Annotated in this window: 22 protein-coding genes; 9 read left to right on the forward strand and 13 right to left on the reverse strand. The window is 68.9% G+C overall.

Annotated elements, in window-relative coordinates; genetic code table 11:
- The first annotated feature begins 77 nt into the window (after positions 1-77).
- The 3 genes from D7X99_RS08135 to D7X99_RS08145 all read left to right on the forward strand — a co-directional run bounded on the left by D7X99_RS08135 (position 78) and on the right by D7X99_RS08145 (position 2326).
- Entirely contained in the window at positions 78-875 is a 798-nt protein-coding gene (locus D7X99_RS08135) for a hypothetical protein (protein ID WP_147476070.1), read from the forward strand.
- Positions 876-1043: 168 nt separating this feature from the next.
- Entirely contained in the window at positions 1044-1748 is a 705-nt protein-coding gene (locus D7X99_RS08140; RefSeq protein WP_121777317.1) for a DUF1361 domain-containing protein, read from the forward strand.
- Positions 1749-1792: 44 nt separating this feature from the next.
- Entirely contained in the window at positions 1793-2326 is a 534-nt protein-coding gene (locus D7X99_RS08145; RefSeq protein ID WP_233613194.1) for a hypothetical protein, read from the forward strand.
- 5 nt (positions 2327-2331) lie between these two features.
- On the opposite strand, the gene D7X99_RS08150 is transcribed toward D7X99_RS08145, so the two are convergent.
- From D7X99_RS08150 to D7X99_RS08160, 3 genes are all read right to left on the reverse strand, one after another.
- Positions 2332-4803, reverse strand: coding sequence for a PQQ-dependent sugar dehydrogenase (locus D7X99_RS08150; protein WP_121777264.1), 2472 nt, complete (start codon positions 4801-4803; stop codon positions 2332-2334).
- A gap of 143 nt (positions 4804-4946) precedes the next feature.
- Entirely contained in the window at positions 4947-5600 is a 654-nt protein-coding gene (locus tag D7X99_RS08155; protein WP_233613196.1) for a hypothetical protein, read from the reverse strand.
- 14 nt (positions 5601-5614) lie between these two features.
- The gene (locus D7X99_RS08160; protein ID WP_233613199.1) at positions 5615-6382 is read right to left on the reverse strand and encodes an endonuclease/exonuclease/phosphatase family protein; all 768 of its coding nucleotides are present in this window, start codon (positions 6380-6382) and stop codon (positions 5615-5617) included.
- Positions 6383-6738: 356 nt separating this feature from the next.
- Between D7X99_RS08160 and D7X99_RS08165 the strand changes: the two genes are divergently transcribed.
- The gene (locus tag D7X99_RS08165) at positions 6739-8025 is read left to right on the forward strand and encodes a hypothetical protein (protein ID WP_121777266.1); all 1287 of its coding nucleotides are present in this window, start codon (positions 6739-6741) and stop codon (positions 8023-8025) included.
- A 95-nt stretch (positions 8026-8120) separates the two neighbouring features.
- Here D7X99_RS08165 and D7X99_RS08170 read toward each other — a convergent pair whose 3' ends face one another.
- On the reverse strand, positions 8121-8759 hold the full coding sequence (locus D7X99_RS08170; protein ID WP_121777267.1) for a glutathione binding-like protein: 639 nt from the start codon (positions 8757-8759) through the stop codon (positions 8121-8123).
- Between the two features lie 107 nt (positions 8760-8866).
- On the opposite strand from D7X99_RS08170, the gene D7X99_RS08175 reads away from it, so the two are divergent.
- Both D7X99_RS08175 and D7X99_RS42710 read left to right on the forward strand, forming a co-directional pair.
- On the forward strand, positions 8867-9793 hold the full coding sequence (locus D7X99_RS08175; protein WP_121777268.1) for a LysR family transcriptional regulator: 927 nt from the start codon (positions 8867-8869) through the stop codon (positions 9791-9793).
- Positions 9794-10038: 245 nt separating this feature from the next.
- The gene (locus D7X99_RS42710; protein ID WP_233613201.1) at positions 10039-10539 is read left to right on the forward strand and encodes an Ig-like domain-containing protein; all 501 of its coding nucleotides are present in this window, start codon (positions 10039-10041) and stop codon (positions 10537-10539) included.
- Positions 10540-10656: 117 nt separating this feature from the next.
- Here D7X99_RS42710 and D7X99_RS08185 read toward each other — a convergent pair whose 3' ends face one another.
- The 5 genes from D7X99_RS08185 to katG all read right to left on the reverse strand — a co-directional run bounded on the left by D7X99_RS08185 (position 10657) and on the right by katG (position 17967).
- Positions 10657-13056 (reverse strand): M20/M25/M40 family metallo-hydrolase, encoded by a 2400-nt coding sequence (locus D7X99_RS08185; RefSeq protein ID WP_121777269.1) that lies wholly within the window; start codon positions 13054-13056, stop codon positions 10657-10659.
- A gap of 157 nt (positions 13057-13213) precedes the next feature.
- The gene (locus D7X99_RS08190; protein ID WP_147476071.1) at positions 13214-13843 is read right to left on the reverse strand and encodes a hypothetical protein; all 630 of its coding nucleotides are present in this window, start codon (positions 13841-13843) and stop codon (positions 13214-13216) included.
- Positions 13840-15339, reverse strand: a complete 1500-nt coding sequence (locus tag D7X99_RS08195) for a hypothetical protein (protein ID WP_121777271.1) — start codon at positions 15337-15339, stop codon at positions 13840-13842. The genes D7X99_RS08190 and D7X99_RS08195 overlap by 4 nt, the downstream gene beginning before the upstream one ends.
- A gap of 18 nt (positions 15340-15357) precedes the next feature.
- Positions 15358-15648, reverse strand: coding sequence for a hypothetical protein (locus D7X99_RS08200; protein ID WP_121777272.1), 291 nt, complete (start codon positions 15646-15648; stop codon positions 15358-15360).
- A 126-nt stretch (positions 15649-15774) separates the two neighbouring features.
- Positions 15775-17967, reverse strand: a complete 2193-nt coding sequence (katG, locus tag D7X99_RS08205; protein WP_121777273.1) for a catalase/peroxidase HPI — start codon at positions 17965-17967, stop codon at positions 15775-15777.
- 180 nt (positions 17968-18147) lie between these two features.
- Between katG and D7X99_RS08210 the strand changes: the two genes are divergently transcribed.
- Entirely contained in the window at positions 18148-18930 is a 783-nt protein-coding gene (locus D7X99_RS08210; protein ID WP_121777274.1) for an endonuclease/exonuclease/phosphatase family protein, read from the forward strand.
- A gap of 172 nt (positions 18931-19102) precedes the next feature.
- Here the strand turns inward: D7X99_RS08210 and D7X99_RS42715 are convergent, their stop codons facing one another.
- Positions 19103-19414 carry a hypothetical protein gene (locus tag D7X99_RS42715; RefSeq protein ID WP_121777275.1) on the reverse strand — a complete coding sequence of 104 codons (312 nt, stop codon included), beginning with the start codon at positions 19412-19414 and terminating at the stop codon, positions 19103-19105.
- Between the two features lie 331 nt (positions 19415-19745).
- On the opposite strand from D7X99_RS42715, the gene D7X99_RS08220 reads away from it, so the two are divergent.
- Positions 19746-20822 carry a hypothetical protein gene (locus tag D7X99_RS08220; RefSeq protein WP_147476072.1) on the forward strand — a complete coding sequence of 359 codons (1077 nt, stop codon included), beginning with the start codon at positions 19746-19748 and terminating at the stop codon, positions 20820-20822.
- A gap of 63 nt (positions 20823-20885) precedes the next feature.
- Entirely contained in the window at positions 20886-21257 is a 372-nt protein-coding gene (locus tag D7X99_RS08225) for a hypothetical protein (protein ID WP_121777277.1), read from the forward strand.
- 67 nt (positions 21258-21324) lie between these two features.
- Here the strand turns inward: D7X99_RS08225 and D7X99_RS08230 are convergent, their stop codons facing one another.
- The 3 genes from D7X99_RS08230 to D7X99_RS08240 all read right to left on the reverse strand — a co-directional run bounded on the left by D7X99_RS08230 (position 21325) and on the right by D7X99_RS08240 (position 25768).
- Complete coding sequence (locus D7X99_RS08230; protein WP_121777278.1) at positions 21325-21654, reverse strand: hypothetical protein; 330 nt, start codon at positions 21652-21654, stop codon at positions 21325-21327.
- Positions 21655-21781: 127 nt separating this feature from the next.
- Positions 21782-24655, reverse strand: coding sequence for a hypothetical protein (locus D7X99_RS08235; RefSeq protein ID WP_147476073.1), 2874 nt, complete (start codon positions 24653-24655; stop codon positions 21782-21784).
- A 102-nt stretch (positions 24656-24757) separates the two neighbouring features.
- Positions 24758-25768, reverse strand: coding sequence for a methyltransferase (locus D7X99_RS08240; protein ID WP_121777280.1), 1011 nt, complete (start codon positions 25766-25768; stop codon positions 24758-24760).
- Positions 25769-25906 lie beyond the last annotated feature (138 nt).

The raw sequence follows: 25906 nt of genomic DNA on the forward strand, positions 1-25906 counted from the left end.
TTCCGCGGGTCAGTACTCCCGCCCACCACCGGGGCCCACCTTGGGCCCGTTCGGAAAAACCATTCAGGGGGCGGTGGATGAAACAGATGAAAGCGGCGCTGTTGTTCCTGTCGCTGGGCGCGGGCATGGCCTGCACCAGCACCTACGACCCGTACTACTACGACGACGCCTACTACGATTCGTACTACGGGGCGTATGACGCGGCCTGGTCCTATGCCTGGGTCGACCCTGTCTACAGCTATTGGTACTACGCCATCGGCAAGGTGCAGGCCATGGCTGTCGACCCGGCCACGGCGGCCACCCAGCTCGCGGCGAATGCCTCCACCGCCTTCACTCCCTCCGGCTGCGCCACCGCGACCGCGACGGGCGCGACGGTGAACTACACGTTCAACAACTGTCAGGCGGCGATCTCGCTCACGCAGATCTCAGGCAGCGTGGAGGTGGTGCTCGCCGACAACCAGGGGCAGCTCGCCGCCACGGCCAACTCCACCAACCTCACCATCAACGGGGAGCCGTACAACCTCTCGCTGCAGATCGCCGGCTCCCCGCCGCAAGGCGACCAGCGCAAGGTGACCGTCACCTCCAACAGCTTCTCGCCGAATCGCTTCGATTCGCGAACGTCCACGAGCACGGTCACCTGGGTGGCGGGCAGCGGGTGCATCACCGTGGACAGCACGTCGCAGGCCACGAAGGGCGGCCTCAGCTCGACGACGACCGTGTCCGGCTACCAGCGCTGCGACCACCAGTGCCCCACGGCGGGGATGGTGCAGGTGGAGACGGCCGAAGGGACGTTCACCGCGACGTACGACGGCTCCAACACCGTCAAGGTCGTCGCGCCGAACGATGACGTCAAGACGTACAACCTGGACTGTTGAGCGCCGGGCGCGGCCAGGGGCGGACGGTGGCGTCTGGCCCTGGCCCGCGCATTGCTGAAGGGCAGACCCGAGGGCTCCAATGACGGCGCTCCGGGTCCACGCCCTTCCCGGAGCCGTTGCACCGTGGCCATTCCGACACGGTGCGCGGCTGTGGCGCCACACGCCACCATGTCCCGACCGCACTCCCCCTTCGCCTCCATCCCGAGCCGCCACGGACTGCTGCCCGCGATCCTGTGCAGCATCCTCGCGGTGGACCTGCTGGCCCTGCGGCTCGACTGGAGCGAGCGCGCCAGCTTCGCCTTCCTGTCGTGGAACCTGTTCCTGGCCTGGGCGCCGTACACCCTGGCCCTCATCGCACGGGGGTTGAGGGTGCGAGGCCTGGGCCGTCCGTGGCTCATGGCCCCGCTGGCGCTCGGCTGGCTCGCGCTGTTTCCCAACGCGCCCTACCTCGTCACCGACTTCATCCACCTGCGTCAGCGGCCCGGGGTTCCGCTCTGGTTCGACGCCGCGCTCCTGGCCCTGTTCGCCGCCACCGGGTGGCTGCTGGGCCTGCTGTCCCTGGACATCTGGAAGCGGTGGCTGGAAGAGCGCTGGGGCCGCACAGCGGCATGGGCCTTCGTCGCCGTCACCTCCGGCCTGTGTGGCTATGGCATCTACCTGGGCCGCGTGGAGCGCTGGAACAGCTGGGACGTGCTCTCGGAGCCGGACCGCCTCTTGCGCGCCATGGCCTCACACGTGAGGGATCCCCTGGCCCATCCCGCCCTGCCCTCGCTCACCCTCCTCTTCGCCCTGCTCCTGCCGCTGTCCTACGCCGGCTATGAGGCGCTCGTCGCCCGCCTGTGCCGCCAGCGCGCTACACTTCCCGGCGCCTGAGTAAGGTGGACATGGCGCCGCCAGGGTCGTCGGGAGGATGCACCGTGACAATCGAGCGCGACCTCAACGAGGCAACGCCAGCACTGCGCGCGAGGCTCGAAGCGGTCGGGGCAACGCGCTGGTCGGAGCTGGCCGGGGTGCTCCTGGCGTGGGTCCATGGCTGGGCGTGGCTGGAGCACGGAGAGACGTTCCTGAAACACCCGCGCTCCATCCAGGAGCTGAACGAAGCGCTGCGCGCCTCCCGGGCGGAGCTGGATTCGGAGGCGGGCTTCGAGGAACTGATGAACCTCGTGGAGCTCACAACCGAGACCAAGGTGATCCGCACGCAGGAGGCCCTGGGCTTCCTCACGTTGGACCAGCCGGGGCCAGAGGTGATCCGCAGCGGCACCGTTGGAGAGCGTGGGCTGGCGGCCTGGGAGGCCCCGCGACGTGATGCGCGGGGCCTGGTGTTCTACGCCAATCTGGAGCGGCCAGACGGGGCGGACTTCGTGCGCATGCTGGTGGCTCCGGCCACGCGGACGATCTCCGTCGAGGTGATCGACGACGGATGGTTCGAGATCGCCGCGTATCTGGGTTGAGGGGGCTACCGGAACCACCCGAACCCGGCCACCGCGTCACCGTCGTGCTCGTAGTACTCGACGACGACGGTGTGCTCACCGGCGCGCATCCAGCGCGCCTGCGTGTAACTGGTGGAGGATTGGTCCTTCCAGCCATTGATGATGCGGCTGCCGTCCACGAAGACCCGGATGCCGTCATCCGCCTGGGCCATGAAGAAGTACAGGCCCGTCGCGAAGTAGAACCGCCCCGTCCAGCGCACGGAGAAGTCATCCGGGCCCACGCCCTCCACGGGGCTGCCTGACCACCAGTAGTTCCTGAGCGGTGCCCCCTCGCAGCGCACCGTCACCGGGACGCCCGCCAGCTCCCGGTTGGCGAAGTACTCCGCCCGGTACTGCCCGGCCGGGCACTCCGCGGGAGCGATGGGTTCGAAGGAGGCCGTGACGCCCACGTCCTCCGTGCCCACCAGGAGGGTGTGCTCCGCGGCCCCGCCGTTGGACCAGCCGACGAAGCCTTGGTTGCCCTGGGGCGACGGCGCGAAGAGCGCGTGCGAGGAGCCCGCGACCACGGAGCGCACCAGCGGTGACGGGCTGGCCGTCCCGTCGAACACCACCTCCAACCCGGGAGGCGACGTCTCCAGCGTCACCTGCACCTTCAGGGGCAACAGCGTCACCATCCGGCTGCCCGCCAGCCCCGCGGAGTCCGTCGCGGTCAGCGTCAGTTGGAAGCGCACGTCGTCGCCATGGTCCGGGATGGTGAAGCTCCCGCCAGGCCCCTGGCCTTCTTCATAGGGATGGGAATGGCACGCGCCCGGCGTGCAGTGCACCAGCGTGAGGGTCCACGCCATCCGGTCACCCGGGATGGCGCCGTCCTCCGCGTCGCTCGCCGAGCCCGCGAACGTCACCACGTCCCCCACCTTGAAGCGGAACGTCTCCGACGGCGCGTGGATGGACACCACCGGCGCCAGGTTCCCCACGGAGATGCGCACGGAGGCCGTGTGGCTGCCGCCATGTCCGTCGCTGACGGTCAGCCGGGCCACATGGAGGCCGGCCATCTCGTACAGGTGCTCCGGGTTCGCCACGCCTGACACGGAGTTGCCGTCACCGAAGTCCCACACGTACTGGAGCGTGTCGCCGTCCATGTCGCGGGAGCCGGCGCTGGAGAAGTACACCCGCAGGGGCGGCACGCCTTCGCGCGGCGTCGCCGAGGCCACCGCGACCGGCGGCGTGTTGTTGGCCGGGTAGCGGATGCGGCGCAGCTCTCCCGCGAGGATGTCCACGAAGTGAAGCTGGGAGCCCGGCCCGCTGCTCAGGTCGACGACACCGCCCGCCTCGGTGGCGAAGAGCGCCACGCTGTCCGGCACGAGCTGATCATTGGCATCCACCCGCAGCATCCGGATCCATTGCTGGGTGTAGTCCGCGAAGAAGTAGGCACCCCGCCACTGCGCCGGGAACGCCGGGTCCTGGATGAAGGCGCCGCCCGTGGATGTCTGGCCCTCGGCATGCGTCCAGGAATACAGCGGCGGCCGCACCGCGTCCGGCCCCTTGGCATACAGCGCCTGGCACACGGGCTTGGGCTCATAGCCGCGCTGGCGCCCCGGCCCCTCGTAGCAGGGCCAGCCGAAGTTCGCGCCGGGCGTCGCGACGTTGATCTCCTCGTGGTCGCCCCAGCCGACGTCTCCCACGTAGGGCGTGGCGGTGCCGGGCCGCAGGTTGAAGCGGTAGGGATTGCGCAGCCCCAGCGCCCACACCTTCGAGCGGTTGTCCTGGCCATTCCCACTCCAGAACGGATTCGACGGCACACCCGCGCCGGTGCGCGAGACGCGCAGGACCTTGCCCGCCAGCGAGTCCGGGTCCTGCGCCCGCAGCGCGTCGTCATCCACCGCGTCAAAGCGGGCCCCGTCCCCCAGCGACACGAAGAGGGTGCCATCCGGCGCGAACCGGACGTTGCCCACGGAGTGCGACGCGCTGTCCGAGGGGATGCAGTCCGAGCCGGGAGGAAGGTCCTTGCAGGAGCCGGCCACCGCGGTGCCCAGCAGCACCGATTCGCTGTCAGGCGAGGCCGTGTCCCCTACCGCCGTGTACCGCGCCAGGCGCCCCGTCTTGGGCCCGTCGTCGTCCGTGGCGTCGTCGTCGTAGGTGTAGAGCAGGTAGACGTAGCCGTTCTGCGCGAAGGCAGGGTCCACCGCGAGCCCCAGCAGGCCCCGGTCATGGTGGTTGTTCACCCGCGCGCTGACGTCGAGGAAGGGCGTGGCCACCAGGACGCCGTCCTTGACCAGCCGGACCACCCCCGCCTTCTCCGCGACGAGGATGCGCCCATCCGGCAGGTGGGCGAACGTCGTGGGGTAGTGCAGGCCTCCCACCACGAGCTCGGACGAGAAGCCTCCCGGCAGCGCCCGCGCGGCGGGCCCTGGAGCCCTGGCCCCCGCCAGCAACACCCAGCCCAGCCCGAGGCAAAGACAAACGGCGAATGGATCCGGCCAGCGGCGCGGCAAGGACATGGGCCCCCTCCAACGGGTGCGAAAAGAGTGGGCGCAAGCTGGTGCCTCCACTCCTTCCAGCCACCCGTCCCGGGGCCATGGACCGCTGTCACCTTGCGCGCGCCACCCCAGCCGAAGAGGGCCGAGCGCTCGCCGCCCTCACGTCAACGACGGGAGGTGCGTCCCCAGCGGAGCGTCAGTCCGGCGTAACCGGTCGGCTGACGGCGGCCGTCCCTCACGTCGAACGGAAGCTCGATGCCGCCCTCCGCCCGAAGCTCGAGCGAGGGATTCAGCCGGTACGCCACGCCCAGCGAACCGCCCGGCGCGACCATCAGGTGCGAGCCGCCGAGCCTGCCCTGGAAGACGGTGAGCGGGCCCGCGAAGGCCCCCATCAGTGAAGCGCCTCCGGTCAGGGTCCACCTGGCATTGAGCCGATAGTCGACCAGCGTCTGGCCTCCCAGACGGAAGTTGACGGGCTCCGTGCCGTTGTTGGTGATGGGCACGTACCAGACGCCCGCGCTCGGGGCGACAGACACAGTCCAGGGTGAGCGCTCCATGAGCCGATGCCGGGTCCCGAGCTCCAGGCCCAGCAAGGAGAGGCGTCCGCCCCAATCCCAGTTCTCGCCAGCGCCCTTGCGAAAGGTGAGTTCGGGGTTGGGCAGATACGCCCGCTCCCGGCCGCGCTCGAAGGCAATCGTATTCACGGAGACGCCCACTTCGGTCGTCCCCACCGGCGTCGTCGCCGCGCCCAGGTTCCGCGCGCCGCTCAGACAGCCGGGGGCACAGAGGAGCAGCGTCCCCATCCACAGGGTCCGCATGAAAGGCCTCGGCGTCATTGCGGCCATGCGAAGCGCACCCAGACCGGTTGGTGGTCGCTCCCGGAGGGACGCTTGTCCACGCCGCGCTCCACCGGAGTGAGCCCCTTGGCGAAGACGGAGTCGAGCGGCAGTCCGCCGATGACGGAGTCCACGGTGTCCCCCACCCCTTCGGAGGCCCACTGGAAGCCCCACCGCGAGAACAGCTTCACGGTCTGCGTCAGGCTCCCCGGGTCGGAGGTGTTGAAGTCGCCAGCGATGACCTGCGACGGCGCCGCGCCGTCGACCGCCTGGATGACGGTCTCCGCCTGATCCAGCCGCGCGCCCAGCCCGACGATGGGGGTCGCGCTGTGCACGGAGACCACCTGGAAGGGCGTTCCCCGGATGTCCACCGTCGCGGCCACCCCGATGCGGTGTTGCTGGTGATACGGGTCGTCGTGGGGAAGGTTGATCTTCTGGTCCGCGGTGATGGGCCACCGGCTCAACACCGCGTTGCCGAAGTCATCACCGTCCTTGGCCACGGAGGCGGGGTAGTACACGTAGGACATCCCCAGCTCCCGGGCGATCCGCTCCACGGCGGGAGCGTCCATCTCCTGCATCGCGATGACGTCCGCCTCCGAGAGCGGAGGGCTCGACAGGGACGCAACCGCCTCGGTGACCTGCTCGGCGAAGGCAAGGTTGTACGTCACCACGGTGACCGAGGAGGGGTCCTCCACGGCGACGGGTTGCACGGGCCGGAAGTCTCCGCTGTAGCGAGGCCCCTCCGCGTCGGAATAACCCGCCATGAGGGGGCACCCGGTCAGGAAACCGAGCATCAGGAGCGCCCCCAGCCAGACGGCCGGGCGTGCTTTTTCGCACCGCATGGACTGACTCATTCCGGCAACGAACGCCGCGCAACCCCCAAGACTTCCACGGGGATGAGGCCAATGCCTGCATGCTCGGGAGGGGACACAGTTCACCATTGGCCGGTGCGCACGCCTACCCTCCCTGCGAGCACGGCCTGGAATGCGCGCGCCAACTCTCGCGCGAGACCCGGGCCCCGTATTCGCGCTGGCCCACTGCCTCTATCTCTTCGCCTCGCGTGGCAGGCCGAAACCTTCCGCGCCCGCCGTCCTACCCGCGGTACCCACGAGGCAGCTGAATGAATCAGGAACAGTTCTCCATGCAGGGGCAGCAGATGTTCGCCGAAGCCCTCAAGGCTCGGATCGTCGACGCCGTGCACGAGCGCGTCGTGTCCGGCCTGGAGGAGCGGATCGGCTCGGAGATCCGCGAGCGCGTCGGCGACGCGATTCGCGGTGCGGTGCGTGAGCGCATGATGAACATGCCGCAGGGGGAGGGGGGCGGGACGCAGTTCGACACGGAGCAGATCGCCGAGGCCATCCACAACCGCCTCACCGACGTCATCCATGAGCGCGTCGTGAGCGGCGTGCACGAGCGCGCCCGCGAGGTGCTCCGGGAGCGGCTGGGCGAGGCGCTGCGCAGCGCCCTGGCCGAGAACTGGATGAGCATGCAGCAGGGGCACGGGCACTTCGACCCGCAGCGCATCGCCGAGCGCGTGCGCATCAAGCTGGAGGACGCCCTGCGCGACCGGCTGGGCACCGTCGTGCGCGAGCGCGTCCGCGACGCCATCCGCGAGCGGCTGGGCGAGGCGCTGCGCTCCGCGATGTCGGAGCGGAGGATGGGCATGGAGGGCTTCGGGATGGACCCGGAGCGCATCGCCGAGGCGCTCCGCACCCGGCTCGCCGACAACGTGTCCGAGCGCATCCACACCGTCGTGCGCGAGCGCATCCGCGAGGCGCTGAAGGAGCGGCTGACGGACATGCTGCGCTCCGCGCTGTCCGAGCGCCGGATGCAGATGGGCCAGATCGACCCGGAGCGCCTCGCGGACACCCTCCGCGACCGCCTCGCGGACACCCTCCGCGAGCGCGTGCAGAGCGGCCTGCGTGAGCGCGTGCGCGACGCGCTGCGCGAGCGGCTGGGCGACGAACTGCGCGCCCGGATGAGCGAGCGCACCCAGGGCGTGATGGGCTTCCAGCCGCAGGGCGTGGGGATGATGGACCCCGAGCGCATCGCCGAGGCGCTCCGCGGGCGCCTGGTCGACGCGCTCCACGAGCGGCTGTCCAGCAACCTCCGCGAGCACCTGCAGGAGGCGCTGCGCGACCGGCTGGGTGACGCCCTCCGCGAGTCACTGGGCGCCGTGGGCGGGATGGGTCACACGATGCGGGGCGGGTTCGGGGAGCAGCACATGGGCGGCTACCAGGCGCAGGGCCCGGGCCCGGTGGACACGGAGTCCCTCGTGTCCGCCATCCGCGAGCGCGTGGGTGAGGACCTCCGCGAGCGCATGGCGAACATGGTCCGCGACCGCGTCGCCGAGGCGGTGCGCAAGGAGCTGAAGAACGGCCCCGGCACCCAGCCCCTGGCCTCCTGACAGGCAGCTCGCCCTGAATTGAAGACTCCCTCCCCTCCTCCATCGCCTCAGGAGGAGGTGGAGGGAGTTGCAGTCTGAGGACCGCGCCACCGCCGTCACGGACGCGGCTGGCGCTTTTCGAGCTGGGCCATGTAGAGCTTCCGCTCCTCGGAGAAGGCCTTCGCGACGCTGGGCCGCTCCAGCATGCGCGCGAAGTACGCGCTGAGCTCGGGCCACTTCTTCAGGTCGATGGGCGTCGCCACGCACCAGCCGAGCACCGTCGCCAGGTACGCGTCCGCGACGCTGAAGCGCTCCATGAGGAACTCACGTCCGGTGAGGTGCTTCTCCAGGTAGGCGAGCCGGCCGGTCCCCTTCTCCAGCGCGTAACTCCGGGCGCCTTCGGTCGACGACGCGTCGAGGAGCGGGGAGAACGTCGCCTTGTGCAGTTCGGTCCCGATGAAGGACAGCCACTGCTGGAGCCGCACGCGCCCCCGGCTGTCGGCCGGCGCGAGGTCCGCCTGGGGCAGCGCCCCGGCCAGGTATTGCAGGATGGCGGCATTCTCCGTGAGCACGTCCCCTTCGTCGGTGCGGAGCGCGGGGACGAGCCCGAGCGGATGCACCTCCAGGTAGTTGCTCCCATCGAGCGTGCGCTTCGTCTTCGAGTCGACCTCGATGTACGTCGCCTCCGTGCCCGCCTCGTAGAAGCAGATGCGGGTGGCGGCGGAGCAGGACAGGGGAGAGAAGTAGAGCTGCATGGGATGTCCTCCAGGACGTCGAGCGTGGGCCTTCGCGGAAGAAGCGAGGGCCACTCTCCGCCTCCGGATGGGATGCGTCCAACGCATCGTTGGCATAGACTCGATGCATGGAAGACATTGCCCCGCCCTCCCCCCGCCTCGACGTGCGCGACCTGCGCGTGGTGCTGGCCCTGGCCGCCGCCGGAACGACGGCCAGGGCCGCGGCCGCGCTGCACCTCACGCAGCCGGCGGTGAGCCGCGCGCTGCTCGCGGCGGAGGAGCGGCTGGGCGCGCGACTCTTCGACCGGACCCCGCGCGGGCTCGTGCCCACGCCAGCGGGGCAGGAGCTCGTCGCGGGCGCCACGCGGATCCTCGTGGAGCTGGGCGACCTGGAGCACCGCGTGCGCGCGCCGGTGGCCCCGTCCATCCGCCTGCGCCTCGTGTGTGAGTGCTACACCGCCTATCACTGGCTGCCGTCCGCGCTGGTGACGCTGCGCAAGAGCCTTCCGGGCCTCCACCTGTCCCTGGCGGTGGAGCACACCCAGGACCCCGTCCCGGCGTTGGTGGCCGGAGAGCTGGACGTGGCGCTCCTGACGACGTCGACCGTCCCTCGCGCCGGGCTGGAGAGCCGGCCGCTCTTCTCCGACGAGATCATCTTCGTGGTGGCCGCGTCGCACCCGTTGGCGTCCCGCCGTGCGCTCACCCGGGAGGACCTCCGCGAGCACATCGTTCTCACGGGGCAGACGCCCGCGGCGGAGTCGCACTGGTTCATGACGCAGGTCTTCGGCCGCGAGCGGCCCCGGCTCCGCGTGGAGCGGCTGCCACTCACGGAGGCCATCCTCGACGTGGCCCGCGCGGGCCTGGGCGTCGCCGTGCTCTCCGAGTGGATCTCCACCCCGCACCTGGGCAAGGGCGACCTGGTCGTGAAGCGGCTCGCGTCCGGGCCCTTGCGGCGGCCGTGGAGGATGGCCTGGAGGAAGGAGGTCGGAGACTCCGCGCTCCGCCTCCTCGCCGCGCTCGAGTCCACGGTGCCCCGGGGACTCGCGGTGGGGTAGCGTGCCGTGGCTGTCCGCAGCGGTGCCACACCACTCCCAGAGGTGTCTATTATTGACTTCGTGAGGAAGGCGGGAAAGACCTTGCTCGCCGTTGCCACGGGCGCTGTCTTGTCATTCAGCGCCACGCAAGCCCTTGCCACGCCTCCTGATGCTCCCGCGCCGTATGAATGTTCCGCCTGCATCGAGCAGTGCATCGAAATGGGCTTCAGCTCTGGCTGGTGCACCCGCACGGAGTGTTACTGCCATTGAGATTCTCCGGCGGCCCGGTGGCGCCCTCCGACTTCGTGCGCGACAACCTTCCGCGGTGGGCGGGACAGGACGCCACCACGCGGACGCTCGTAGCGCGGCTGCTCGAAACGTGGCCAACGCTGGCGGACACGCGGGTGCTGGGCAACCGCTCCTACTCGCTGGCACTTCGCGCCACGGACAACGCGGGCAACGTCCAGACGAGCACCCGCAACCTCATCGTCGACAACCAGCTGCCCTCGTCCGTCCTCACCTCGCCCGCCAACGGGGCGGTGGTCAGCGGCAATGTCACGCTGACGGCCAACGCGAGCGACACCCAGGCGATGCTCCAGGTCATCTTCGAGATCGACGGCGTGGCGACGTACTTCGTCGGGGCCAGCCCGTACACCCGGACCTGGAACACCGCGGGCCTGTCCGGCACGCACACGATTGTCGCCATTGCCTCTGACCGCGCGGGCAACAGCCGGCGCAGCAACGCGGTGACGGTGACCGTGCCCTGAGCTGAGTGAGACGGGCATCCGCCCTGCGCGGATGCCCGGCCTCCGGGTGAGACGTCGTCAGTAACCCTGGTCGGCGGGACACCAGTTCAATGACAGGCATCCGGGATTGGCTGCCGGTCAGGGCGTGGGGCCGGGAGGGGCCTCCGCCGCCGAGCCATCCAACCGCAGCGTCCGCGTCACCCGCGTGCCCTCGTCCAGTCCCTCTCCAAAGGGCACCGGCATGCTGTCCTCCGGGCGCGCGGGCAGTCCCTGCGTCACCGACGCAGGCACCGCGTAGGTGTGCTCGCCCACCCTCACGGTGGGGCTGCCGCTGGCCGTCAGCTCCAGTTCCAGGTCAAAGCCGCCCGTGGACGGCACCCAGTAGCGAAACAGCACGCCCTGGGCCGCGTTGCGAGTCCGCAGCGTGTCGCCCGGGGCCTGCTGGCCCGCGAGTCGCGCTGAAAGCACCGCGTCCCCGGGCAGCACCTGCACATCCACGAAGGCCGCGTCCGGGCGGGACGGGGTGATGTGGAGCGACACCTTCCGGCGCCCCCCCTCCCCTGCCTCCAGCCGCGACTCGACCGCCGGCCCCCGCACGTCCTCCCCTGGTGTAGGCGCGGGCGCGTTCCAGAAGGGCCCCTTCACCTCCGGCAGCGCGTCCATGGCCTCCCGCTTCGGATCGCCCCCCAGGTACGCGCGCGTCCAATCATTGAGCACGGGATCCGAGGACACCCAGCGCGCCGTCCTGGCGTCCGCGTCCACCAGGTACAGCAGGCCCGTGGGGCGCGGGGTTCGCGCGTCGAAGCGCTGACCCACGGCGAGCGACACCAACAGGCCCAGGCCGAGCAGCGCGGCCCCGCCCGAGGCCCACGGCAGTCCCCGGCCCGCCAACCACAGCCAGCCGGGCGCGAGCAGACAGATGCCAAGCATCAACAGGTCGGAAGGCACCGCGGCCCGCTCCAAAGGCAGCACCGTGTAGAAGGTGGCCAACACGTTCGGCAGCAACAGCAGGAGCGGCAGCGCCGCCAGCCCCCACAGTGGCACGTGCCATTGGGGGAGTGGCTCCATCCCCCGGCTTCCCAGCCACAAGAGCAGCAGGACCATGCCCGCCAGGGGCCAGAGGAACAGCGCGCTCGCGCCCGGCAACACGATGCTCACCGCGATGCAGATCACCGCCCACGGCACGCATCCGCCCGCCGCCAGCTCCATCACCGGTGCGCGCCGACGGAGGTAGAGCCCGACGCCCATGGCCGCCATCACCCACAGCACCACCGCGAGGATGAAGCGCGAGTTGTCCTGCGTCTCCGAGCGGCTGAGGGCGCGGAAGCCGGGCTGGAGGGCGCGCAGCAGCGGCCACGCGAGCCGCGCGAGGCTGCTGGCCAGGAAGCCCACGAGCAACAACACCAGCGACTCCCGCAGCATGGCCCACAGGCGCAGCTGCTTGCGCTGGCGCGCCCGGAAGATGGCGAACACGAACAGGCCGCCCCAGACCACCGCCAGCGGAACGGCCCAGGACCGGGGATAGTGGATGCGCAGTGGCCCCGCGTTGAAGAAGATGAGCTCCTCGCCCTCCGGCACGGACGCCTCGCGGGAGATGCGCCGGGTGAGCGCGAGCAGCGTGTCGCCCTGCTGCTGGAGGAGTCCGTTGGAGACGGCGTCCACGGTCTCCTTGCGTGAGTGGTAGGCCTGCGTGCCCTCCACGTTGGCGAAGTTCAGCCCCTGCCAACCGCCCTGCCGCAGCGCCGTGAAGTCCGTGGCGTTCTTCATCCGCTGATACACGGCCGCGAAGAGCGAACCGGCCCCGACGTCCGGGGCCTCCTCGCCAAGCCTGCGCACGAGCCAGCCGCCGCCCGGGGAGACCTCGAACATCAGGAGAGGCCCCGCGTTGCCGCGCGCGTCCACGTTGAGGACCACGCCTGATTCGCGAGCCCAGGGGTGCGAGGCCGCGAAGGCCGTGCTGCCCAGCAGGTGCTGCTCCTCCGCGTCCGTGAAGAGGAACAGCACGTCGCCCGCGAGCGCCGGCCCCTGCTGGAGCGCCCGCGCCACCTCCAGGATGGACGCGACGGCGGCGCCGTTGTCGGACGCGCCCGGCCCCGTGGGCACGGAGTCGTAGTGGGCCACCAGCATCACGGCCGTGCCCTTCGCGCCGTCCTTCGCGCGCAGCCGGCCCACGACGTTCTCCACGTTCGCGGCGGGCCGGGGGATTCCCTGTGCGGGCGCGAAGACGGGCTCGCGTTGGATTTGAACCTCCGCGCCCACGTCGCGCAGGCGCGCTTGCAGGTAGTCGCGCACCTCCGCGTGCCTCGGCGTGCCGAGGGCATGGGGTTCAGCACCAATGAAGCGCAGGTGTTCCCGGGCGCGTTCGGCGGAGAACCGCTCCCCGGGTGCGGAGGCGGGCACTGGCGCCGGCAGGGGACTTCCGCGCAGCACCAGCAGGATCACGCCCAGGCCGAGCACCGCGGTCACCCACCGTGCTACCGACGACGCGCGAGAGGAGGCACTCCGGTCCAGGCCCGCGGTCGGGGCGGTGTCGCTCATGTTTCAATCCTTCAAGGGCGCCCAACCGTTCGGGGGCCGCGGGGGGTTCGCGGAGTCCCCGTCGAAGGGGGTGTCCATCGCGCGGGCACTCTACGTCACCCGGAATCCGGCGGACACGCCGCCGTGGCCGGCGGCAGGCACTGCTGCGCCTCCGTGTTCAGCGCCTCCGCAGCCACGAGAACAGCGTGGCGCCGCGCCGCTCCAGGTCCTGGCCCTGAAGCGGATTCTGCGCCACCCATTCGAGGTAGCCCTCCAGGTCGCCCCGGGCCTCGTCCAGCGAACGGCAACCGGCGACCACGTCCAGCAGGGCCTGTTCCGCTCGCTCGACGTGGCTCTGGGAAGAGTCCGACAGCCCTTGCACGGTCGTGTCCTCGACCCCGAGCGCCGCCACCGGTGCGAGGGACTCCACGCGAGCCTTCGCACCGGGCGTGACGAAATGAACCCGCTCGGTGGGCCCCTGGACCTCGAACTTCACCAGCCCCGTGGGGAGCGACTTCTTCCGGTACACGAAGTATTCGAGTCCGCCCCCCTTCGGAGGCCACTGCGTCGGCAGCACGGGAGCAAGCTCCGCGCCCACCATGCCCTGCCCCAGCTCCTCACGCGCCTGATCCGCGAGGGCACCTGCGGGCCTGGGTGAGGCGCACGTTTCGTCCATCGGTTTCATCGGTTGCGCTCCCTTCGCCTGCTCCGGCGCCTTCTGACGCACGTCCTGCTTCGGCGTCCGCTCCGCACACCCGAGGAGCGGTAGCACCCACAGGAGCCGTGCGACGAATGATGCGAGCCTCATACGTTCTTCACGCGCTTCTTGCGCTCAGCCTCGGTCTTCTTGCGGAGGTCCTCGGTCGTGAAGCTGGAGGGATACTCCCCCGCGAAGGCCAGGAAGTCCGTGTCCTTGACCGAGGCCTTCCGCGCCTTGTTGTTGAGCGCGGTGAGCAGCTCATCGGCGGTGGGCTTCATCACGGTCTTGTCGAGGTAGGGATCCATCACATACCCGAGCTTTGGCGCATTCTTGGTGATGGCGTCGCGAAGGTTCCACACCTTGATCTCTTCCCCCTGCTTCACGCGGGTGTTGTTCGCGGCGGTGGCAAGGGTCTGGACCACCGTCTCCACGTCCAGGTTGTAGACCACGAACGCATGGTCGATGTTCGCGTTGCCCGTGAAGACCGCATGGGAGACCTGCGCTCCAGGGGATTTGATGATGTCCGCGAGCACGGAGAATGAAACCTGGGCGTGCTCACCGCAGTGCCCGGCACCATATTGCAGCGCCAGCGCCGCGCTCTTATGGACGTTGAACCCGTAGGTGCTGCCAATCTCCCGGAGGAAGCTGACCGGCGATGACACCCATGTCGACTGGTGCAGGGTTCCAAAGAGGTCGGAGAGCAGCCGCTGGTGCCGTTCCGTCTTGAGATCCTCTCGTGCCTGGCCCCAGTGGTTCGCGGTCACCACCATGCCATCGATGTCGTCTCGAAGAGCCGTAGCCAGCACCACCGCGCTCTTGCCCTTGTGGCGGCTGACGAGGCCGGCACGGAACTGCTCGCCGCGGGCCATGTCCGTGTAGTTGACCAGGTAGGCCATCACGTTCTGTCGCCAGAGCTTGATCTCCGGCTTGCCAGAGGCCGCGTCGGTCCCCAACCGGGCGATCTTGGACCAATCCATGGCGATGAGCTTGCGCATGGCCTCCCTGCGGACGGCGTCGATGCCCGTCAGGAAGTCCAACTCGAAGGTGAGCGTGACCGCTGGCGGCTTGCCCGCGGGCCCCGGCTTCACGTCACTCTTCACCAGACGGCACGGTAGCGCCTTCAACGACTGGGTCGCCGTCTTGTAGCCGATGGTGATCTTCCCGGAGGGCACGGCGTGGGTGAAGGTATCGAGGATGGCCTTTGAATCGCTCGGGTTCGCCAGGTTGTTCGAGGCGGGCCCGGTGAGGGTCATCTGCTCCAACAGCGCGTCGAAGAAGCGCGCGTAGGTGAAGGTCAGGTCGATGGTGCACTTTGCCTTCGTCCCCGCGGCGACGAGATCCTCGAGGGCGAGGCCCGAGGTGGGCGCGGTCGTGAAGGTGTTCAGCGTGTCATTGAAGAACCGCTGACCCTTCGCCGCCTTTCGAGTCAGCGCGAGGGTCTTCGCGCTCGTCGCGGCCGTGATGGTGAATTCGGTCACCGACTCGTTGGCGAGCGTGTACGGGAACTTCTTGAGGGTCGTGCTGATGGCGTTGGCGACGTTCTCGCCTTGCCACGTCAGGATGACCGCCGGGGACAGGTTTCCAGGGTAGTTGATGATGCCCATGACGGTCTTCCCTCCCGCTCACACCAGCGGATCCGTGTCGACAGACGCGGGGACCTCGGGGGGCCAGATTCCTTCGGTTCGGTACGTCAAATCGAACGGCTCCAGGAACGACCAGGGATCCGAAGGGTTGACCGGCTTGACCACGGTCATCTGCGTCTGGAAGGAGTCGGCCAGGACATCCACCCCCGGCGCCGGAGGCGTGGCGTCCACGAGCTGGACCACCGACACGCGGGCCTGGTCGTTGAACCTCGACCAGGGAGTCGACTTCTCGCGAGGAGTGGACTCGAGCGCGGCGAGACGGTCCAGCATCCACTGTGGCTTATCATGAGGCATCACGTGGCTCCGTCAGGCGGAAGGCGCGGATGCTCGAACCTACACGCATCGGGCAGTGCCGTGCGAGGGCCCGGAAACGCGAGGTTCCGGGCCCTTCGTCGCTTAAATCGTCTTCTTCCCCGGCAGATCGAAGCGGTCCAGGTTCATCACCTTGGTCCACGCGGCGATGAAGTCCTGCACGAAGTGCGCTTCGCCGTCGCGGGCCGCGTAGACCTCCGCCAGCGCGCGCAGCTGCGAACTCGAGCCGAAGACGAGGTCGGCGATGGTCGCCGTCCAGCGCAGGTCGCCCGTGGCGCGGTCGCGGCCTTCGAACAGGTTCGGCGTCTTCTCCGAGCGCTTCCACGCGGTGCGCATGTCGAGCAGGTTCACGAAGAAGTCCGGGGTCAGCTTGCCCGGGCGCTTCGTGAACACGCCGTGCTGCGTGTGGCCGTGGTTGGCGTCCAGCGCGCGCAGGCCGCCCACCAGTGCCGTCATCTCCGGCGCGGTGAGCGTGAGCAGGCTGGCACGGTCGATGAGCGCGGCGGTGGTCGTCGCTTCGGCCCCCGCGCGGACGTAGTTGCGGAAGCCGTCCGCCGCCGGCTCAAGCACCAGGAACGACTCGACGTCGGTCTGCTCCTGGGACGCGTCCATGCGGCCCGGCGTGAAGGTCACGGCGACCTTGTGGCCGGCGTCGCGCGCGGCGGCCTCGACGGCCGCGGTGCCGCCCAGCACGATGAGGTCCGCCAGAGACACCCGCTTGCCGCCGCGCTGCGAGCCGTTGAACTTCTGCTGGATGGCTTCGAGCTTGCCGAGCACCTTCGCGAGCTCGGCGGGCTCGTTGGCCTCCCAGTCCTTCTGCGGCGCCAGGCGGATGCGCGCGCCATTCGCGCCGCCGCGCATGTCGCTGCCCCGGAACGTCGTCGCCGAAGCCCAGGCCGTCTTGACCAGCTGCTGCACCGAGAGGCCGGAGCCGAGCAGTTCGGCCTTGAGCGCGTCGATGTCCGCGGCGTCGACCAACGGATGGTTGACGGCCGGAATCGGGTCCTGCCAGAGCAGGTCCTCCTTCGGCACCAGCGGGCCCAGGTAGCGCGACCTGGGACCCATGTCGCGATGGGTCAGCTTGAACCAGGCGCGGGCAAAGGCGTCCGCGAACTTCGCCGGGTGGGCCATGTAGTCGCGGGAGATGCGCTCGTAGACGGGGTCGAAGCGCAGCGCCATGTCGGCGGTGGTCATCATGGGCGCGTGGCGCTTGCCGGCCACGTGCGCGTCCGGCACGGTGCCGTCGCCGCTCTTGCCCACGGGCTTCCACTGCTGCGCGCCGGCCGGGCTCTTGGTCAGCTCCCACTCGTAGCCGAACAGCGTCTCGAAGTAGGTCATGTCCCACTTCGTCGGCGTGGGCGTCCACGCGCCCTCCAGGCCGCTGGTGGTGGCGTGCTCGCCGACGCCGCTCTCGTAGGTGCTCTTCCAGCCCAGCCCGAGCTCCTCCACGTTCGCGCCCTCGGGTTCCGAGCCGACGTGGTGCACCGGGCCGGCGCCGTGGCACTTGCCGAAGGTGTGGCCACCGGCGACGAGCGCGACGGTCTCCTCGTCGTTCATCGCCATGCGCGCGAACGTGTCGCGGATGTCGCGGGCGGAGCCGACCGGATCCGGCTTGCCGTTCGGGCCTTCCGGATTGACGTAGATGAGGCCCATCTGCACGGCCGCCAGCGGGTGCGCGAGCTCACGTTCGCCGCTGTAGCGCTCGTCGCCCAGCCAGGTGGACTCCGGGCCCCAGTCAATGGAGTGCGGCTCCCAGATGTCCTCCCGGCCGCCGCCAAAGCCAAACGTCTTGAGGCCCATGGAGTCCAGCGCCACGTTGCCCGTGAGGATCATCAGGTCGGCCCACGACAGCTTGCGGCCGTACTTCTGCTTGATGGGCCATAGCAGGCGGCGCGCCTTGTCCAGATTGCCGTTGTCAGGCCAGCTGTTGAGGGGCGCGAAACGCTGCTCACCCGAGCGCGCGCCGCCGCGGCCGTCGAAGATGCGGTAGGTGCCCGCGGCGTGCCATGCCATGCGGATGAAGAACGGGCCGTAGTGGCCGTAGTCCGCCGGCCACCAGTCCTGCGAGTCGGTCATCAACGCGTGCAGGTCCTTCACCACCGCGTTGAGGTCGAGCGTCTGGAACTCCGCCGCGTAGTTGAAGTCCTCGATCATCGGATCCGACAGCGAGGAGTGCTGGTGCAGCATGGCGAGGTTGAGCTGGTCCGGCCACCACTGCGTGTTCGTCCGTGCGCGACGGGGGCCGTGCGCGACGGGGCACTTCGATTCGTCGTTCATGCGGGTCTCCTGGGCGGGGGGCGTCGTGTACCGAAACCGTAGGTCGGCGTCGCGATCGCCGGATTCCGGCCCTCCGGTTGGGTTTGGCGGCCGTTCGCTACCGAACCCAACTTCCGCGCCGAGCGCCTGTGGCGGACGGTTCGCTCATGGCAGCATGGGGAGGACCGGGAGACCCTGCCCATGACGGTGGACCTGCGAATCGCCTCGTACAACATCCTTGCGGATGCCTACATCAAGCCCGAGTGGTTCCCGCACACGCCCGCGGACCTGCTCCGGCCACGAAGCCGCCACGCGCTGCTGGCCCGCCGCATCGTGGGGCTGGACGCGGACATCGTCTGTCTTCAGGAGGTGGAGCCCGACAGCTTCGCCGCGCTCCAGGATGCGCTGAAGCCACACGGCTACCTGGGCGTGATGGCCCAGAAGCAGCAAGACCGCCCCGATGGCTGCGCGGTGCTCCACCGCCTGGGACAGAGCCTGGGGCACCGGGCCCACTACTTCAGGGACCGGTTGGAGGACGGACGCATCTCCGGGCACCTGGCGCTGGTCGTGGACTTCGACGTCGGCGGAGAGCGGCTGCGCGTGGCCTGCACGCACCTGCGCTGGGACCGGCCCGACAGGCCGGTGGGGCAACACCAGGGCATGCAGGAGGCCACCGAGTTGATCGACGAGCTGATCCGCAAGGATCCACAGGCCTTGTGGATCGTGTGCGGTGACTTCAATGCCCGGCCCGGAGAGCCGCTGGTCCAGGCGTTCGAAGCGGCCGGACTGCGGGATGCCTACGCGGGGCGGCATCAGCCGACCTGCAACGCGAACGGCATCCCCAAGTCCATCGACTTCCTCTTCCATTCAACCGCGCTGCGAGCCCAACCCGACGCGTTGCCAGCGCTGGAGGAGCAGACGCCCATGCCCTCGGAGCAAGAACCCTCCGACCACCTGCCCATCTCCGCGCGGCTGCTGCGCTGATAGGTGTCAGGGCAGACGCACCCGGCCCTGGGACAAGTGGCTTCATCCAACCCCCCTGGTCCTTTTCTTCTCCCTCCGTATCACTGACCTTTTCCCAAAAGGTAACGACGCGGAGGCTGTCGTGGCTGGATTCAGGAGTGGAATCGTTTGCCGCTGGAGCGTGGCGCTTCGCTCAAAGCCTCACAAGGATCCCGAACATCCGCATCAAGGAATTGTCGCGGACCTTCCCCGAGGCACGCCAGTCGAGGTGATGGGGCAACAGGGTGGATGGCTCGCAATCAAGGTAACGCTCCAGGGCAAGACGCTCCAGGGTTACGTTTCGCAAGAGACGGTCGCTCCCACCCGGCCCGACACGTCGAAAACCTACTACGAGCTCGTGCCGCATGGAGACGTACTCGTCGTCAACAAGGTCCCGGCCCGTCACCGCAACAAGGCCCGAAGCGTACTCACGGAAGCGCAGCTCCAAGAACAGTTGCAGCACCACTCCGTCCCCATCGTGTCGGAGTCGGCGATGGGTGGGCTATGTCAACAGCCTGCATCACCTCCCAGCCTTTGATCGACTCGCGGCCGGCGGATTCTCGAAGGCTCCAGGGAGTTCCGTCCCCAGCCAGAACAAGTGGCGCGGTTCCCTCGGAGAACTCTCCGCCCAGCACAAGGGACTGTTTCCTCAGCGGAACCTCAACATCATCCAGGCGAATCATCCCGTCTTCGATTTGAGTGGACCGTTCGGCGGACTCAATTCGGTGAAGACCAGCGTCCGAGATCCAGGTTCGGGAGGAGACCCCCACGCGACCTACCTGGAAGGCATGGCGGACATGCTGGGGATCCGAAGTGGCAAGTTCGTGAGAGCGCGCACCCTCCTGTTTCCGCAGCTCCCCGCCGCAGAGGGCACGGCATTGATGATGGAGGATGGATACATCTCCATCAACGCCGATCACGTCGAATCATTCCAGGCCGCGCTGAAGGACCACGCCAACTACACGAAGAAGGTCTACTCGCAGCTCGCCGACCAACTCCTGAACGCCAAGCCCGTGCGAATCAACGGCGCAACGTACCGCTCGTACCAGACGCTGCTGCATCTCCAGCAGGCGTCCGGGACGGACTTCACGGTGCGCAAGCAAATCGAGAGAGCGCTTCGTGACGTACGGCTGCAACTAGCCAACCGTGTCCGTTCCAACGGCATCAACAGGCAGCACCTCGTCCGCCTGCTCGACTTCCGTCAGCAGGTGGGCCGTGCCAATCCCCAGATGACCACGGCCCAGCTCAGGACGTGGCTCTTCCCGGAGCTGTTGATGGCACAGAGGTATGGAGGAGGACTCCGTGGAAACCTGGCGTCCGCGGGCATCTCCGGGGGACGGGGCTTGATGGGAGGGGCCTTCGTCTCCATGGCCTTCGAAGGAGGGACGATGCTGCTGAACCCATGGCCATCAGACGCCGGTGTTCGCCTGGGAAAGGTGGGGCTCGCGGGCGCTGCGTCGGGGCTGACGGGCGGAGTCACCGAGAACCTTGTCACCGGCAACATGGGAAGCGCTCTGGCGCGTCAGCTCACGAGCCGAGGAACAAGCTCCTGGATGGCCTCGGGCCTTGGCCGAGGGGTCGGAGGCGCCACGGGGGGCGGCGTGGCGGCTCCCGTCTTCTCGATGGCCATGCTGGCACTCGATGAGCAGGAACACTCGACCACGGACTATGTCGCCACGGGGACTCGGGCCGCCGTCGCGGGCACCATCAGTGGCGCGCTGTCAGCAGGGGCCATCGGCGCGCTCGCCGGCTCGGAGGTCCCCTTGCTTGGAAATGCCGTCGGCTTCATCATCGGCTTCGCCGGGTACTACATCGTGGACGCCCTGGTGGGTGATGAAGTCGAGCAAGGGATTCGCCAGTCGATGGCTCGGTGAGTTCGGGCACAGGGCCATCACGGTCCGGTGGGGTAGCGGGTGAAGAGACAGACTCCATGGTGGGTGCTCGCGGGACTGCTGTGGCTGGGAACAGCCATCATCGCCACAGGAATGGTCTTCCATGTGAGTTCACGCGAGCCCGGGTCCACGGGACAGGTGGACTGGCTGTTCGTCACACTGCTTTCGACCGCCGTCACGGGGATCGTCATCGCGATCATTCGCGAGTTCCGCGCGCGCCCCTCCCCCATTCAACGAGCCGCGCTGACCGCCATCTTCAACGCCGAGGAGCCTGGGACCATCGGCGCGGTGGTGGTGCTGAAGAACGGCACCCCGGAGGTCGTCGCGACCGTCCGCAGCCGCGATGAATACCTCGAGCTTGTAGGGTCGGGGCGACTGCCCGTGGATCATTTCGTCTTTCTGCCCGACGACGCGTGACCCGCGGCTCCTTGATGTGCCGCGGCAGATGGGCCCCCCGGAACAGGCGCCCATCCGCCGTGGAGCCTCAGTAGGCGCTGAAGCTCGCGAACTCGCCCGGCCGGAACGACCGCAGCGTGCCGAGCCACATCTGCTGGCCTGTGCAGTCCGCCGTCCGGTAGGCGATCACGTTCTCGAAGTTGCTCCACCCCACCAGGGTGCCGGCGGTGGCCGGGAACGCATGACACTGGCCGTCAGGGGCCGGGAAGTTCGCCACGGGCGTCACGAAATTGCCGCTGTAGAACGTCAGGCCCGACTCCCAGTCGGTCGCGGACTCGGCGAACGCGGCACTGGATGAGATGGCGATGCCCGCGACGGTGGCGACGGCAAGAGCAGCACGAAGAGCGGTTCTGCGCATGGCGATATCCTCCCAAGACTGGATTGTCTTTGGATCGGAGAATATCGAGAATGACTTGCAATATCGACGAGACTGCCCACACCCGCAGTAGGTCCTCTGAAGCGCATCAGCAGACATGCTTGATGCGCTACTTCAGGTTGGCGATCTCCTCCGGAGTGAGCTGCCGGTAGCCCGGCAACTTCGTGAGGTCCACGTCAGGCTTGAGGATGACGTGCTCCATCGTCCCGTACGGGTCCTTGAGGATGTCCTCGGGGCGGATGCGGACCTCGACGATGATGCGCTTCGTCGCCTGGTCGCGGCCCTTCTCGAGCCCTGGCGCCTGGTTCGCGTACGTCAGCGCCGCGCTCTTGCTGTCGCTGAGCATCTGCCCGTCCTGGGCCCCCTTGTACTTGCCCTGGAGCTTCGTGCCCTCCTGGACGCGGATGCCCCGGTAGAAGACGGCTTCGTTGCCGCCGAACTTCTCGCGGAAGAGCCGCTGGATCTCCTTGGGATCCGTCACCACCCGGCCGACACCGACCTTCGACTTGCCCGCCACGTCGCGGACCGCGTTGGACATGACGACGTCCGCCGAGTCCCGCCCCACCTGCCGCTCCAGCAGCGACAGCAGCGCTTCGACCTGCTTCGGGTCCTTGGACGCCGCCGCGGCGAGCAACGCCTCCGGGGAACCGAAGACCTCGCGGAGCACGGAGTCCTTCAACTTCCCCAGCGTCGCGCGCACCCGGGCATCACCTCCGGCGTCCTCCACCGAGCGCAGGTAGGCCGCGCGCAGGGCCGCGCCGTCCACCTCTTCGTTGGCGTACGCGCGCATCACCTTGCGCAGGTCCGTCACGGCGGTGTCGACGCCCTTCGTGCCCTGGGTCGCGGCCTGGGACAGGCCCCGGCGCTCGACGTCCACGATGCGCCCGGCCAGCGCATCGCTCACGTCGGGCAGCGTCTTCAGCTCCTTCTCCAGCTTCCCCAGGTCCTTCGCCTTGGACATGCGGAAGGCCTTCACGGCGTCCAGGAGCGGGCCCGCGGCGGCCAGGTCTAAGCCCGTCTCCACCACGGCCATCACCACCTCGGCCATGGACGGATCATCCTTCAAGAGGCCCGCCCCGTGGGCCGCGTCCTGCACCATGTAGTCCTGCGCCTTGCGAACCACCTGCGCGGCGCCAATGCCACCCGCCAGGATGATGGGCAGCACCGCCGCGCCCCCGGGGATGAGTCCGACGGCGAGCCCCATCGCGGACAGGCCCAGGTCGATGAGCTTCTCGTTGCGCTGGATCTCCGCGCCCCGGTCGTTGATGACCAGGTCCTGCACGGAGCCGGGCTGGATGCCCTGGAGCTGCTTGGAGGACTTCATCAGCACGTCGAAACCGTAGATGAGGCTGGGGTCCTGCTCGATGTTGCTCCGCGTCTTCTGGATGTCCTGCCGGCGCGTCGCGAGGTGCTTCTGGATGAGGGCCTGGATGCCCTCCGGACGAGCCTGCACCAACGTGCGCAGGTCCAGCTTCTCGTCGCGCAGGAGCGGGTGGTCCCGGGCGATCCGGTTCGCCTCCTCGCGCGCCTGGGCGCGGAAGGACCGTGCCTCGTTCCTGGCCTCCTCGGCCTGCCGGAGGAGCTGCGGCGGCTGCAGGCGCGGCGAGTCCACGGCGCCCTGCTTCAGGGTGGCCGCCGTGGTTTCAGCCTCGACGGCCTTGGCCTCGTACTCGCGCGCCTTCGACAGGCGCTGGTAGAGGTCCTGGGCCACGGCCGGGTCCTGGTACTTGTTCTGCAATTCGTAGAGCGAGTGGTCGGTCCGGACCATCAGATCCTTCGCCACCGACACGGTCTCCTTCTCGAAGGAGGTCCGGTAGTCACTCAGCAGGCCCCGGAACTCCTCGATGCTGGAGATGCCGTGCCGCTGCAGCTCCGAGGCGAGGTTGGCCCTCATCCCATCCAGCTTGTTCAGATGCTGGGTCAGCTCGTTGGAGTCCTCCGCCGCCAGGGCCGGAGGGTTGTTCGTCCGGTAGTCGTACGCCTTGAGCTCCTCGTAGAGGGCGGCGGTCCCTTCGAGCCGCTTGGAGTAGCCATCGAGCGCCTCCAACCCCTGGAGCCGCTCCGCGCGGTCGGCCCGGTAGGAGTCGATGGACTTGTCCAACGCGGCCCAGTCCGACGTGGTGCCGGTGGTCTTGCTCAGGTAGTCCGCCAGCTCCAGCGGGGACAGCTTCGACAGCGCCTCCGCGGCACGTAGGGCGGACGCGTAGTCCTTGGGCGCCGGTGCGCCCTCCTTGAAGAGGATGTCGCGCACGTGCGGAGGCACGTTCTTGAAGAGCTCCTTCGCGAGCAGGTCTCCCTCGATGTTCTTCAGGTAGGCCTTGTCCTGGGGCGTGCCTCGGTAGATGCCGTTCGTGCGCGACTCGAACTCTTTGTTGGCCTCGCTCTTGAGGCGCTTCTTGTCGCCCGGCGGCAGACCATTGAGCAGCCCGTCCACGGCCTTCTCGTCCTTCGGACTCAAGGGCTTGAGCGAAGCGTCCGTGACGTTGATCTCGTAGAAGGCTCCGTTGCGAATGGCGTCCGTGATCTCAGGCGTGCCGTTGGTCCAGCCCACCTCCTTGGCGGCCACCATGGCCTCGGCGCGCGTCCGGTCCACGCTGTTGTACTGCATGGCGAACTGGACGAGCAGCTCCCCGGGCGTGAGCCCCTTGCGCTGCTGGGCGGACAGGCCGGTCAGCTTGATGCGGAACGGAATGGAGACACCGCCGGCCTGGGGCGTCTTCTGGACGCCGCCGGTGCTGATGGCGCGCATGACCAGGGACGACGACGTCGGGGCCTCGGAGAGCGGAGCGGCGGGAGCCGTCCCCGTGAGGTTGGGGCCTCGCGACGTGGGCGTGGCGGCGAAGCTGTCCCGGCTCGCGTAGGAGAGCGGGGCGCGCTGCACGGACGCCGGAGTGGCCGGACGGCTGGGAACCGCCGTGGGCCCCGTCCCCAGCGACGTCGGAGCGCGGAAGGTGCTGCCGGCGGTGGTGCCTTGAATCCCCATGGTGTGCCCATCCCCCTCGACGAGCGCGAAATCCGCGCCCACCAGAGGGATGTCACCCCGCTGAATTCTTTTGCATTTCCCCGGCGAAAAACCGTCGGCGCCCTACCCCGCCACGGCCTCCACGATGCTGAGCGCGGCGGGCGTGGGGATGACGCGCGAGAGGCGCAGGCCCGCCTGGGCGAAGAGCTTGCGGAAGTCCTCCTCGGTGCGCTCCCGGCCCGGGAGCGAGGCCAGCATCATCACGTCGAGCACCTTGCCCCCGTGCGGCGCGCTTCCGGGTGGAATGACCGTGTCCACGACCAGCACCCGGCCGCCCTCGGCCATCGCGCGGCGGCAGTGGCTCAGGATGTCCACGCACACCTCATCGCTCCAGTCGTGGAGGATGCGCTTGAGGACATACGCGTCCGCGCCGGAATGCACCGTCTGGAAGAAGTCCCCTGCCACCAGCTCGCAGCGCTCGGAGAGCCCCTCCGAGGCGATGCGTGCCTCATCCAGGACGTGCTGGTGGTCGAAGAGCACGCCCCGGACCGACGGCGAGGCGCGAAGCACCTCGATGAGGAAGCCGCCGTGGCCTCCGCCCACGTCCACCACCTGGCGGCAGGCGCTGAAGTCATAGCCGCGGGCGATGGGGCCGTTCTCCAGGTCGGACAGGCTGGACATGCCCCGGTGGAAGGTGGCGCCCGCCGCCGCGTTGCTGGCGAGGTGGTCGAAGAAGGGCTTGCCGAAGATGCTCTCGAAGGCGTTCGTCCCGGTCCGCACCGTCTGCGTGAGCGCGCCGGTCGGTGCCCAGAAGATGTCCTGCGTGAGCATCAACACCGCGCTGCGCAGGGAGCCAGGGGCCTGGGTGCGCAGCAGGTCGGAGGCGGGGGTGAGCGCGAAGTTGCCGGCGCCGTCCTCGGAGAACACGCCAGCGCTCGCCAGCAGCCGCAGCACCCGGTACAGCGACGCCGCATCCGCGCCCACGTCTTCCGCGAGCCGGGCCGCGCTCTTCGGGCCCTGCTCCAGGTGGTCCGCCACCCCCAGCTCCGCTGCCGTGGCCAGCGCGCCGGAGACGATGAAACCAAAGCCAAGGTCGACGATGAGCTGCGCCGGATGGACGGTCGGTGAGGTCATCTCCGGGTCGTACTCCCGGTCAAATCCAGACGTCAATCCACCGGAGGAAAAGGCGGCGCCGGCCCGAGTGCTTCAAGCGTGCAAGGTGTCTTCGAGGGTTGAGTCTTCACCTGGGTCCCCATGGGTCATTGCTTCACT

Source organism: Corallococcus sp. AB032C, from assembly GCF_003668935.1.
GTDB lineage: Bacteria > Myxococcota > Myxococcia > Myxococcales > Myxococcaceae > Corallococcus > Corallococcus exiguus.